11 protein-coding genes are annotated in these 12,324 nt (G+C 69.5%); 5 read left to right on the top strand and 6 right to left on the bottom strand.

Going from position 1 to position 12,324, the window contains the following annotated elements; translation table 11 throughout:
• Window positions 1-100: 100 nt before the first annotated feature.
• Window positions 101-403: a zf-TFIIB domain-containing protein gene (locus tag LMA02_RS05895; RefSeq protein ID WP_228907252.1), complete on the bottom strand. Its 303-nt coding sequence runs from the start codon at window positions 401-403 to the stop codon at window positions 101-103.
• Between the two features lie 60 nt (window positions 404-463).
• Window positions 464-1,219: a TerC family protein gene (locus LMA02_RS05890; protein WP_228907251.1), complete on the bottom strand. Its 756-nt coding sequence runs from the start codon at window positions 1,217-1,219 to the stop codon at window positions 464-466.
• Window positions 1,220-1,327: 108 nt separating this feature from the next.
• Between LMA02_RS05890 and LMA02_RS05885 the strand changes: the two genes are divergently transcribed.
• Window positions 1,328-2,221, top strand: a complete 894-nt coding sequence (locus LMA02_RS05885) for a LysR family transcriptional regulator (RefSeq protein ID WP_166726053.1) — start codon at window positions 1,328-1,330, stop codon at window positions 2,219-2,221.
• Window positions 2,222-2,369: 148 nt separating this feature from the next.
• Window positions 2,370-3,497, top strand: a complete 1,128-nt coding sequence (locus LMA02_RS05880; RefSeq protein ID WP_228907250.1) for a DUF2242 domain-containing protein — start codon at window positions 2,370-2,372, stop codon at window positions 3,495-3,497.
• A gap of 84 nt (window positions 3,498-3,581) precedes the next feature.
• Here LMA02_RS05880 and LMA02_RS05875 read toward each other — a convergent pair whose 3' ends face one another.
• A complete protein-coding gene (locus tag LMA02_RS05875; protein WP_228907249.1) occupies window positions 3,582-4,502 on the bottom strand; it encodes a pyridoxal-phosphate dependent enzyme in 921 nt (306 codons plus the stop codon).
• Window positions 4,503-4,675: 173 nt separating this feature from the next.
• On the opposite strand from LMA02_RS05875, the gene LMA02_RS05870 reads away from it, so the two are divergent.
• Complete coding sequence (locus LMA02_RS05870) at window positions 4,676-5,587, top strand: LysR family transcriptional regulator (RefSeq protein ID WP_228907248.1); 912 nt, start codon at window positions 4,676-4,678, stop codon at window positions 5,585-5,587.
• Window positions 5,588-6,163: 576 nt separating this feature from the next.
• A complete protein-coding gene (locus tag LMA02_RS05865; RefSeq protein WP_228907247.1) occupies window positions 6,164-7,369 on the top strand; it encodes an MFS transporter in 1,206 nt (401 codons plus the stop codon).
• 120 nt (window positions 7,370-7,489) lie between these two features.
• On the opposite strand, the gene LMA02_RS05860 is transcribed toward LMA02_RS05865, so the two are convergent.
• The 3 genes from LMA02_RS05860 to LMA02_RS05850 are packed head-to-tail and all read right to left on the bottom strand — an operon-like array spanning window position 7,490 to window position 11,144.
• Window positions 7,490-8,512: a histone deacetylase family protein gene (locus LMA02_RS05860; protein ID WP_228907246.1), complete on the bottom strand. Its 1,023-nt coding sequence runs from the start codon at window positions 8,510-8,512 to the stop codon at window positions 7,490-7,492.
• 25 nt (window positions 8,513-8,537) lie between these two features.
• Entirely contained in the window at window positions 8,538-9,803 is a 1,266-nt protein-coding gene (locus tag LMA02_RS05855) for a Zn-dependent hydrolase (protein ID WP_228907245.1), read from the bottom strand.
• A gap of 30 nt (window positions 9,804-9,833) precedes the next feature.
• Window positions 9,834-11,144 (bottom strand): MFS transporter, encoded by a 1,311-nt coding sequence (locus LMA02_RS05850; RefSeq protein ID WP_228907244.1) that lies wholly within the window; start codon window positions 11,142-11,144, stop codon window positions 9,834-9,836.
• A gap of 186 nt (window positions 11,145-11,330) precedes the next feature.
• Between LMA02_RS05850 and LMA02_RS05845 the strand changes: the two genes are divergently transcribed.
• The gene (locus LMA02_RS05845) at window positions 11,331-12,287 is read left to right on the top strand and encodes a LysR family transcriptional regulator (protein ID WP_228907243.1); all 957 of its coding nucleotides are present in this window, start codon (window positions 11,331-11,333) and stop codon (window positions 12,285-12,287) included.
• The last annotated feature ends 37 nt before the right edge of the window (window positions 12,288-12,324 follow it).

The raw sequence follows: 12,324 nt of genomic DNA, 5'->3' as shown, positions 1-12,324 counted from the left end.
CGCGTGTTCATCGCGTCACGCGCATGACAAAGCCCCGCCAGGCATCACACCTGGCGGGGCTTTTTGCTATGTGCGGCGCGGTACGCGCGCGCCGTCGCGTTCAATCGAAATCGAACGGGTCGAACATCGACTTCTTGCGACGCTGGCCGTCGTGCCGGTAACGGTCGTCGTGCGGGCGGCCGTCGCGCCCCCAGCCGTCGTCACGCCCGCGCTGTGCGTGGGCATCGTGCCGCACCGGCGGCTCGTCGCGGCGTGCCGGCACCTCGCCGGTTTCGCGTGCGATCAGCTTGTCGAGTTCGCCACGATCGAGCCACGCGCCGCGGCACGTCGGACAGTAGTCGATCTCGATCGACTGGCGCTCGGCCATCAGCAGGTCGGGCGTCTTGCAGACCGGACATTTCATCGCGCTTCTCCTTTCGTTGAGAATTCCGGATCGAGGGCGGGCCCTCGCCCGCCCGCTTGCTCAGTGAGCTTCGCCGCGCGCCGCGCGCTTGGCCTTCGCACGACGCGCCAGCATGTTCATGCCCTCGACGAACGCCGAGAACGCCATCGCCGCGTAGATATAGCCCTTCGGCACGTGCGAACCGAAACCTTCCGCGATCAGCGTCATGCCGATCACGACGAGGAACGACAGCGCGAGCATCACGATGGTCGGGTTGCGGTCGATGAAGCGTGCGAGCGGCTGGGCGGCGAACAGCATCACGCTCACCGCGACGATCACCGCGACGAACATGATCGGGACGTGCTCGGTCATGCCGATCGCGGTCACGATGCTGTCGATCGAGAACACGATGTCGAGCATCACGATCTGGCCGATCGCGGCCCAGACCGTCAGGCCGGCCGCGCCGCCGGACGCACCCGAGCCGTCGGCGTCATGCGACACGTGATGATGGATCTCGGTGGTCGCCTTCCACACGAGGAACAGGCCGCCCGACAGCAGGATCATGTCGCGCCACGAGAACGCGTGATCGAACAGCGTGAACACCGGTTCGGTGAGGCTCGCGATCCACGCGACGCTGCCGAGCAGCGCGAGGCGCATCACGAGCGCGAGCGCGATGCCCAGGCGCTGGGTGCGGGCGCGCTGCGCTTCCGGCAGCTTGTTGCTGAGGATCGAGATGAAGATCAGGTTGTCGATGCCGAGCACGACTTCCATCACGACGAGCGTCAGGAGCGCGGCCCAGACGGCGGGGTCGGCGGCAAGCGTCAGCAGATAGTCCATGAAAAGGGCCGATTCGAATGTGGAAAGCCCAATGATAGGCATTCCACGACTTCGGAAAAATCAGCGAGAATCTGATCTTTGGTTCGGTTTTTTCGAAATTTCGATCCGATGCTGAATTTTCGCCATCTGTACTATTTCTGGGTCGTCGTGAAGGAAGGTGGCTTCGCGCGCGCCGCCGAGCGGCTCGACATGGCCGTGCAAACGATCAGCGCGCAGGTGCGCGACCTGGAGAAGTCGCTCGGCCACCAGCTGCTGCGCCCGGCCGGGCGCGGCGTCACGATGACCGATGCGGGCCAAGCCGCGTATGCGCGCGCGGAGGTCATCTTCGAGATGGGCCGGCTGATCCCCGACGAAGTGCGCGCGGCGGCCAGCCAGCCGACCGTGCGGCTCGCGGTCGGCCTCGCGGACGGGATCTCGAAGCTGGCCGCGCATGCGATCCTCGCGCCGGTGCTCGACACGCCCACGCTTCGGCTGCTGTGTCACGAGGGCGAGCACGACGCGCTGCTCGCGGAACTGGCCCTGCATCACCTCGATCTCGTGCTGGCCGGCCAGGGGGCGCCTTCGGGGTCGAATCTGCGCGTGACGAGCGAGCGGCTCGTCGCGTCGCCGGTCGACTGGTACGGGCCCGCGGCGCTCGTCACGCCCGCCGCGCGGCAGCGCTTCCCGCACTGCCTCGCCGAGCTGCCGGTGCTGCTGCCGACTGCCCATTCGGCGCTACGCGCACGCCTGGACCTGTGGCTGGAGCGGGAACGGATCGTGCCCCGCGTGGCCGGCGAATTCGAGGACAGCGCGCTGATGGCCGTGTTCGCGGCACGCGGCCTGGGCGTGTTTCCGCTCAGCGAACTCGGCGCGAACGACGCATCGCTGTTGCGCGGGCTGCGCCGGCTCGGCCGTGCCGGCGACGTGACCGAGGAAATCCATGCGATCCGCTCGCGGCGCGGCGAACACCATCCGCTCGTGTCGCAATTGCTCGCCGTCGCGCGCCCGGCGCCGGCCGGCTGAAGCAAGCGCGACATCAAACGAACCTATAATGACGCCCCGGCCATACGAGATTGCCAAGCGCCGTGCACCGGCCCAGCCGTTGCGCGGCATCGCGTTGGCGGCGCCCGCCGCCCCGCACGGCATTTCGCCGAGCCTTTTGAAAGACGCCATGCACAACCGACTTCGCCTGTTTTCCGTTTCGTGCGCGCTCGCGGCCGCGGCCGTGCTGGCGGCGTGCTCGTCGCCGCCCAAGCCGATCTACCAGCAGGAGCAGTTCGACGCGACGAGCAGCCCGTATGCGCACACGTTCCGCTCGAAATCCGACGCGGCCTGCGAGGCCGCGCGTCGCGCGCTGCTGAGCCAGGGCTATGTCGTGTCGTCGTCGCGCAACGATGCGGTCGACGGCAGCAAGAATTTCCAGCCGAACAACGACATGCACGTCGTGATCGAGTTTCACGTCGTGTGCGCGGACGCGAACGCGGACGGCACGTCGAGCATCGCGTACGTGAACGCGGTGCAGGACCGCTACACGCTGAAGAAGTCGAATACGTCGGCCAGCGTCGGGCTCAGCGTGTTCGGGTCGCTGTCGCTGCCGATCGGCTCGAGCGACGACGCGCTCGTGAAGACGGCGAGCGAGACGATTCCCGCCGGCGTGTTCTACGAGCGCTTCTTCAATCTCGTCGAGCATTTCCTGAAGATCGATCCCGCCCGCCGCGATCGCGCAACCGTGAAAGCGGCCGAGAAGGAACCCGTCGCGCCGCTGCCCGAACCCGCACCGACGCCGCAGGGCGAGCCGATGAAGATGACGACGCCCGTCGTGCCGACCCCGCCGGCCGCGCCGGTGCCGCTGTCGGTGCCGAGCGTCGCGCCGACGCCGGGCACGCCCGTCGTGCCGGCCGCACCTGCGGCGGCATCGGCCGTGGTCGCGCCGGGGACGATGCGCGGTGTCGTGCCGGGGGCCGGTGGGGGGGCAGCGCCCGCGTCGGCTCCGCTGCCGGCTTCGGCACCTGCCTCTGCTGCTCCGATGCCCGCTTCGGCGTCGACGCCGGCTGCTTCGGCGCCGGCCGCTTCGCTGTCGGCCGCATCGACGTCGGCCGCATCGACGTCGGCTGCTTCGACGCCTGTGGCTGCCACGACCGCGGCTGCAACGCCGGTATCGGCCACGCCCGTATCCGCGGCATCCGCACCTGTGCCGTCGAGCGCAGCTTCGACGACCACAGATAAAGCGCCTGCGTCGGCAGCCGCTCCCGTCACATCGTCCGCGCCGTCCGGCGCCAGCGCGCCCGCCGCGAACTGACTGCGCGAGCGCCGTTACGGCTTCGTCTGCATCGTCGGCCGGCTGCGCCGCATAACGGACGGGGGGCGTGAGGGCGTCGGCGCGTTACCGCAGCGTCGCGTTCAACGTCTGCAGTTGCTCGACCGTCGCCGTCACGCCGCCGCACACGATCACCGCGATGTCCGACGCCGACGCAAGCACCGGCACCGACTGCTCGAGCGCGGCCAATGCCGCGCCGCACGCCGGCTCGACGACGATCCGGTGCTCGTCCAGGAACCGCAACGACGCCGCCACCGCCTGCGCATCCGACACGACGACCGGATGAATCGCATGCCGCGTCGCCCATTCGACCGCTGCGTCACACGGCTGCTTCGCGCCGAGCGACGTCGCGATGCTCGTGATCGCCGGCAATTCGACCGGGCGCCCCTGCGCGACCGAGCGTGCATAGCTGTCGGCGCCCTCCGTCTCGACCGCGACGACCGGCACGTCGTGCCAGCCGTTGCGCGCGAGCCCCTCGAGCACGCCGCACAGCAGCCCGCCGCCGCCGACCGCAAGCACGACCGCGTCGGGCTTCGGGCCGGTCGCCGCCATCTCGTCGATCATCGTCGCGTGCCCTTGCCACAGCACGGGGTCGTCGAACGGATGCACGAACGCGTCCTGCGCGCCGACGGCCGACAGCGCGAACGCGTTCGCCTCGGCCCAGCTCGCGCCGTGCACGACCACCTCCGCGCCTTCCACACGAATCAGCTCGCGCGCGCGGGCCGACGCGGTTTCCGGCACGACGACGAGCACCGGCACGCCGAGTTCACGACCGCAATACGCCACCGCGATGCCCGCATTGCCGCCTGACGACGACACGAACCGGCGCGCGCCGGCCGCATGCCGCACTTCGCAAACCGCGCCGATGCCACGCAACTTGAACGAACCGCACGGCTGCAGCGCGTCGAGCTTCAGCCGGATGTTCGTGCCGAGGCGGCGCGACGCGATTTGCGAACGGATATAGGGGGTCGGGATATGAAGCGGCATGGCGCGGGACACGGTGGGGACAGTCGGGACAAGGGAAACGCACGCGGCCTGTGAACAGGCCTGGCAACCGCACCCATCGTACGGCACGCCGGCCATGCTTTCCAATACCATTTAATGACCCTTGCTATGCTTGACAGGCATATCCCCTTCATCGAAACCGGAGCCGACACCGCATGCGCCAGATCGAACTGCGTCACCTGCGTTACTTCGTGGCGGTCGCGCAAGCCGGCAGCGTGATGGCCGGCGCCCGCGCGGCCGGCATCGTCCAGCCTGCGCTGTCGCGGCAGATCCGCGAGCTCGAGGACGCGATCGGTACGCCGCTGCTGATCCGCCGCACGACGGGCGTCACGCTCACGGCGGCCGGCGCGAGTTTCCTGCAGGATGCGACGGGCCTGCTCGCGACGTTGCAGGACAGCCGCGAACGCGCGTTGCGCAGCGCGGCCGGCCAGCTCGGTGAACTGCGGCTCGGCGCGCTGCCGAACTGCCTGCCGCTGCCGGTCGTCGCGAACGTGCTCAAGACGTTTCGCGACGCGTGTCCGGACGTGAAGCTGTCGATTGCGCCGATGCTGTCGGCCGAGCAGGCGGCGGCGCTGATGCGCGGCCAGCTCGATGGCGGCATCATGGCGTGGCGCCGCGACGAGGCACCGCATCTGTCGGGCGTGCGGCTGCTGAGCGACCGATTCGTGCTGGCGATGCCCGCGCCACCCGGAGGGCGCTTTCACGCGCCGCGCACGCTCGCCGACGTCGCGCACGAACCGTTCGTGTGGTTCGACGCGCAGCGCTCCGCCGCGCACCATCGCTTCCTGATGGCGCAGTGCGAACGCGCGGGCTTCACGCCGCGCATCGCGCAGGTCGGCAGCGATATCCCGACGCTGATCGGGCTCGTCGCGGCCGGCATGGGTTGCGCCTTCGTGCCGGAAAGCGCGTCGCCGACGTGCCCGCGCACGGTCCGGCTCGTCGCGCTCGACGAACTCGCGGGCCGCTTCGACATCGAGTTCGTGTTCGACGGCGCGGCGGCGCCCGCTTCCCCCGTCGTCGCGCGGTTTCTCGATGCCGTGCGCGACGCAGCCGGCCACGCGGACTGACCGAGCGCCGGCGCGCTCAACCCGCGCGCCTGCGACGGATTCCGTAGCATCGCCGACCGCAGATCCGGCCGCGTCGCGCGACGGCCGGCCTCTCTGTCATCGCACGTAAACATCCGCTGGAACGTACGAAAATCCTTTCAGACTCATGACAATCGGCGCTGCGGCGTCGCTATTTTTAAATTGACACCAAAAACGGCCGTTTAACGTCATTTCGAATCGTTATGCCCCGAAATATACTGCGCCCGCATCCAACCCTCGTGCCAAAGAGAGGATGCCTTCCCGCCCCGGTCACGGTCCCCCTGTGACCGGGGCTTTTTTTGGCCGCGAGCCGCGCGGGTACAGGATCGGCGGGAAGGATGACGCGCTTGCGCCACAACGGGCCGGCTGTCGTGCCCCGTCGCCCGAGCAGCCCGAGGCCGCGGGCCGCGCACGCACGCGGCCCCAAACCCGCATTGTTGACATGAAATCAAGATAATTTCGCCCGGATACGGCTTTTTCCGCAAAAGTCATGCAGGCACACTTCACCCTGTCCACAACGGCCGATGCCGTTGCCCCACGCTTACAGGAGCGCATCGCGTGAACACCACGACTTCCTCTCCTTCCCGCCCGGGCGGCAGCGCCGCGCTGCCGCTGCTGGCGCTCGCCGCCGGTGCGTTCGGCATCGGCACGACCGAGTTCTCGCCGATGGGCCTGCTGCCCGTGATCGCCGACGGCGTACACGTGTCGATTCCGCAGGCCGGCATGCTGATCAGCGCGTATGCGATCGGCGTGATGGTCGGCGCGCCGCTGATGACGCTGCTGCTCGCGCGCTGGTCGCGCCGCTCGGCGCTGATCGCGCTGATGTCGATCTTCACGATCGGCAACCTGCTGTCGGCCATCGCGCCGGACTACACGACGCTGCTGCTCGCACGACTCGTCACGAGCCTCAACCACGGCGCGTTCTTCGGGCTCGGCTCGGTGGTCGCGGCCGGCCTCGTGCCGCGTGAACGGCAGGCCAGCGCGGTCGCGACGATGTTCATGGGCCTCACGATCGCGAACGTCGGCGGCGTGCCGGCCGCGACCTGGCTCGGCCAGATGATCGGCTGGCGCATGTCGTTCGCGGCCACCGCCGCGCTCGGCCTGATCGCCATCGCCGGCCTGTTCGCCGCGCTGCCGAAGGGCGACGCCGGCAAGATGCCGAACCTGCGTGCCGAACTGTCGGTGCTCACGCGCCCCGTCGTGCTCGGCGCGCTCGCGACCACGGTGCTCGGCGCCGGCGCGATGTTCACGCTCTACACGTACGTCGCCCCGACGCTCGAACACCTGACCGGCGCGACGCCCGGTTTCGTGACCGCGATGCTCGTGCTGATCGGCGTCGGCTTCTCGATCGGCAACATCGCCGGCGGCCGCCTCGCCGACCGCTCGCTCGACGCCACGCTGATCGGCTTCCTGGTGCTGCTGATCGTGACGATGGCCGGGTTCCCGCTGCTCGCCCGCACGCATGTCGGCGCGGCCGCCACGCTGCTGGTGTGGGGTGTCGCGACGTTCGCGGTGGTCCCGCCGCTGCAGATGCGCGTGATGCGTGCCGCACACGAAGCGCCGGGCCTCGCATCGGCCGTCAACATCGGCGCGTTCAACCTCGGCAATGCGGTCGGCGCGGCAGCCGGCGGCGCGGCGATCTCGGCCGGCTTCGGCTACGCGGCCGTGCCGCTCGTCGGCGGGCTGATTGCCGCGGCCGGGCTCGCGCTGGTCGCACTGCAAAGGATGCAACGCCGCCGCGCGCCGGTCGCCGCGAACTCGTAAGCGCACCGCGACCCGCAGGGTGCCGATACGCGGCACCTCAATTGAACAACGCCCGCGCCGGAATGCCGACGCGGGCGTTGTCGCTGACGGGCCGCGCATCGCGGCCGCCGGGTCGACGTATCAGCGCGTGGCGGCGAACCCGTCGAAGAATGCACGTGCGTTCGCATCGAGGCTCTCGAGGTGATAACCGCCCTCCTGCACGATCACCGTCGGCAAGCCGAGCGCGCCGATCGCGCCGCCGAGCCGGCCGAACCCGTCGGTCGTGACGGCCACCTGCGATTGCGGGTCGTCCTGGTAGATGTCGAAACCGAGCGCGAGCACGAGCGCATCCGGCTGGAACCGCGCGAGCGCGCGCAGCGCGTCGTCGAGCCGCTCGAAGAAGGTCGACTCGGGCGCGCCGTGCGGCATCGGCAGGTTCAGGTTGTAGCCGTCGCCGGGGCCCGCGCCCGTCTCTTCCTCGTAACCGGCGACGACCGGATAGAAATTGGTCGGGTCGCCGTGGATCGACACGTACAGCACGTCGTCGCGGCCGTAGAAGATCTCCTGCACGCCCTGCCCGTGATGCATGTCGGTATCGAGGATCGCGACCCGCCGATGGCGGCCGAGCAGCGCCTGCGCGGCGATCGCCGCGTTGTTCAGGTAGCAGAAGCCGCCGGCCGCATCGCGGCGCGCGTGATGGCCGGGCGGGCGACACAGCGCGTACGCGTCGCGCGCGCCGTCGTTGACGTCCGCCGCGGCCGCGAGCGCGCTCTGTGCCGACCAGTACGCGGCGCGCCACGTGTTCGCGCCGACCGGGCAGCTGCCGTCGGCGAGATAGCGCGCGGCTTTCGCGAGCACGCCGCGCAGCGGGTTCGGATCGCGCACGAATACGTTCGACATCACTTCGTCGCCCCAGTCGTCGGGCATCCGTTTCCAGTCGCGGTGCGCTTCCTCCAGAAAGCGCAGGTAGTTCATGTCGTGCACGGCCGCGATCGGCGCGGTGCCGCGATCGGCCGGCTCGCGCACGTCGAAGTCGAGCGAACGCACTGCCGCGACCAGCCGCGCCGCGCGCTCGGGCACTTCCTGCGGCTCGCGCATCCTGCCGCGCGACAGGTAGGTGCGCGGATGGTGCAGCAACTGTTCGGGGTGGAAATAGGTTTTCATCGTCGGTCCTCGTCGATTCGTCGCGTCATGCATCGTGCGCGGCCGCGGCCACGCGCGTCGCGACGCCCGCCCGGGCGAGCACCGCGTTGAGCAGCACGTTCGTGCCGCGCGTCACGTCGTCGGGCAGCGCGTCCTCGGCCTCGTTGTGCGACAGCCCGTCGACGCACGGGATGAACACCATCGCGGTCGGCACGCGGCGCGCGAGCAGGATCGCATCGTGACCGGCGCCGCTGACGATCCGTTCGTTCGTATAGCCGAATGCATCCGCCGCCTGCGCGACCAGGTCGACGCAGCTGCGGTCGAACGGCGTCGCGGGGCTGCGCCAGCAGGTATCGATCGCGACTTGCACGCCGCGCGCGGCGCCCACGCGCGCGCATGCGTCGCGCAGGGCGCGCTCCATCGCATCGACTTGCGCATCGTCGTGATGGCGCAGGTCGACGGTGAACGTCACGTCGCCGGCGATCGTGTTGCGCGACGCGTTGCGGATGCCGACCTGCCCGATCGTCGCGAGCCCGCGCGGCGCGTAGCCGGCGACGATGCGCTCGAGCTCGAGCGCCATCTGCGCGCTCGCGAAATACGCGTCCTTGCGATACGGCATCGGCGTCGTGCCCGCATGCGCGGCCACGCCCGTCACGCGCACGTCGAGCCAGCGAATCGCCTGCCCGCCCGTGACGATGCCGATCGTCGTGCCGTTCGCCTCGAGCACGGGCCCCTGTTCGATATGCGCTTCGAAATACGCGTCGACCGCGCCGCCCGGCGCACGCGTGCCGCGACAGCCGCATGCGTCCAGCGCGGCGCCGAGCGTGATGCCGTCGGCGTCCTGCTTCGCGAGCGCGTCGTCGAGCGGCAGCGCGCCCGTGAACACGGCCGAGCCGAGCATCGCCGGCGCGAAACGCGCGCCCTCCTCGTTGGTCCACGACACGATCTCGAGCGGCTTGCCGGTCGCGATGCCCGCATCGTTCAGCGTGCGCACGACTTCGAGCCCGGCCAGCACGCCGTACACGCCGTCGAAGCGCCCGCCTTCGGGCTGCGTGTCGAGATGGCTGCCGATCAGCACCGGCGCGGCCTGCGCATCGGTGCCGTCGCGCCGCGCGAACAGGTTGCCGACCGCGTCGACGCTCACCGTCATCCCCGCGTCGCGGCACCACTGCGCGAACAGGTCGCGCCCGCGGCGGTCGTCGTCCGTCAGCGCGAGGCGCCGCACGCCGCCGCGCGGCGTCGCGCCGATGCGCGCCATGTCGGCCAGGCTCCGCCACAGGCGAGCACCGTCGATTTCCCACAGGTCTTTCATTTGCACTCCGATGAATTCGTTCGTCGAGGGTCAGTGCGAGCCGAGCGCTTCGGCCGCGGCCGGCCGGGCCGCGCGTCGCGCGTCGAGCGCGACGATGCAAAGCAGCGAGATGCCGGCGAGACCCGTGTAGAACACCGCGAGCGGCCACCACTGGCCCGCGAAGCGATGCGCGAGCCAGGTGCCGACGAGCGGCGTCAGGCCGCCCGCGATCGCGCCGCACACCTGGTACGCGAGCGAGATCGCCGAATAGCGCACGTGCGCGGGAAACACGTCGCTCACGAAGCCGGCGATCACCGAATAGAAGCCGGCCATGCACACGACCGCGAGCGCGATGCCGGCGACGAGCGACGCGGAGGTGCCGCCCTGCACGAGCATGAACATCGGGTACGGCGACAGCATCGCGAGCAGCGCGGCGATCTTCAGGAAACGCGCGCCGCCGATACGTTCGGCGATCCACGCGGCGAGCGGCTGCGCGATGAACTGGATGATCGCGACCGCGAACAGGCTGTCGAGGATCAGCGAGCGCGACACGCCGACGTACTGCGTGGTGTACGCGATCATGAACGTGTTGGTGAAATAGACGCCCGCGATCCCGATCGTGTTCGCGCCGATGCAGAGCAGCACGAGCCCCGACGCGGAGCGCAACACTTCGGCCACCGGCAGCTTCACGGTGCGGTTCGCCTCCTTCACGCGCGCGAATTCCGGCGACTCGTTCACGCCGAGCCGGATCAGGAGGCCGACGACGAGCAGCGCCGAACTCGCGAGAAACGGCAGGCGCCAGCCCCATGCGAGGAAATCGGCCTTGTCCATCGACGTGACCGCGCGAAACGCGATCAGCGACAGGATCAGCCCGGCCGGGCTGCCGAGCTGCGCGAACGACGCGAAGAACGTGCGGCGGCCCTGCGGCGCGTGTTCGCCCGCCATCAGCACCGCGCCGCCCCACTCGCCGCCGACGGCGATCCCCTGCACGACGCGCAGCACGATCAGCAGCACCGGCGCGAGCATGCCGACCTGCGAATAGTCGGGCAGCAGCCCGACGCACACGGTCGCGACGCCCATCATCATCAGCGTCGTCATCAGCGCCTTCTTGCGGCCGATGCGGTCGCCGAGATGGCCGAACACGATGCCGCCGAGCGGGCGCGCGAAGAAGCCGACCGCGAACGTCGCGAACGACGCCATCGTGCTCACGAAGCGGTCATGCGACGGGAAATAGAGTTCGCCGAACACGAGCGCGGCGGCGGTCGCGTAGATGTAGAAGTCGTACCACTCGATCATCGTGCCGACGAACGCGGCCGTCGCGGCACGCGCCGGCTGGCGGGCGGAAGGAAGGGACTGGGTCATGCGGGCTCCTGACGCGCGCCGCGGCACGCGCTATATCGTGGTGGCCGGCCGTCTGTCGCGGCCTCGCGCCGCACGGTGCGGCGCCCCTCCTTTATCGGCGACCGCCCATCATTAGTCAAATTTCAAGTTATTATTTCGCGTATAAATTCAGCTAATGACTGATCCGATGCTTCGCCCGGAGACCCGATGCGCGCCGACCTCGCCCCCTTTCTCAACGACCGCCTCGACTGGAACCTGCTGCGCACCTACCTGGTGATCATGCAGGAGCGCAGCGTGAGCCGGGCGGCCGCGCGCCTGCACGTGACGCAGCCGGCCGTGAGCCAGGCGCTGCGGCGGCTCGAGGACACACTGGAGCGAAAGCTGATCGAGCGGCGCGGCGCGCACTTCGCGCCGACGCCGGCGGGCGAAGCCGTGTACCGGATCGCGAGCGACATCTACGGCGGCGTGTCGCGGCTCGAAACGGAGCTCGACGACAGCACGGCCGACCTCACCGGTTCGATCCGGCTGCTGACGGTGAGCCGCATCGAGTCGCCCGTCTACGACGCATTCCTCGCCGACTTCCATCGCGCGTATCCGCGCATCGATCTGCAGATCGAAGTGATGCGCTCGTCGGACATCCTGTCGTCGCTGCTGCAGAAGACGGCCACTGCCGGGCTCGGCCTGTGCCGCACGCCGCACGACAAGCTGGAGATGCGCTGCTTCCTGCGCCAGCGCTACGCGATCTACTGCGGCCGCCATCACCGGCTGTTCGGGCAGACACAGTTGCGGATGGACGACCTGCTCGCGGAGAATTTCGTGTCGTTCACGAGCGACCAGATCGGCGACAGCCTGTCGCCGCTCACCGTGTTCCGCGACCAGAAGGGCTTCACCGGGCGCATCGTCGCGTCGTCGCCGAGCCTGGAGGAAGTGCGGCGGCTGATCTTCGCCGGTTACGGGATCGGCTGCCTGCCCGAGCACATCGTGCGCGACGACATCGCGCAGCAACGGCTGTGGCGGCTGCCGCCCGACGACGGCCTCGTCGACGTCGACGTGTTCCTGCTGTGGCATCGCGACCGCAAGATGAACGCGGCCGAGCACGCGTTCCTCGACGCGATGGAGCGCTGCATGCAACAGCACTCGCTCGCGGAACGGCTGGGGATGTAGGCGCGAATGCGCGCATCCGCGACAAGGAAGCAGGCGC

Source organism: Burkholderia sp. B21-005 (assembly GCF_020843965.1).
GTDB lineage: Bacteria > Pseudomonadota > Gammaproteobacteria > Burkholderiales > Burkholderiaceae > Burkholderia > Burkholderia ambifaria.
Note: the sequence above shows the minus strand (reverse complement) of the source record. Positions and strands in the feature narration are given on the sequence as shown.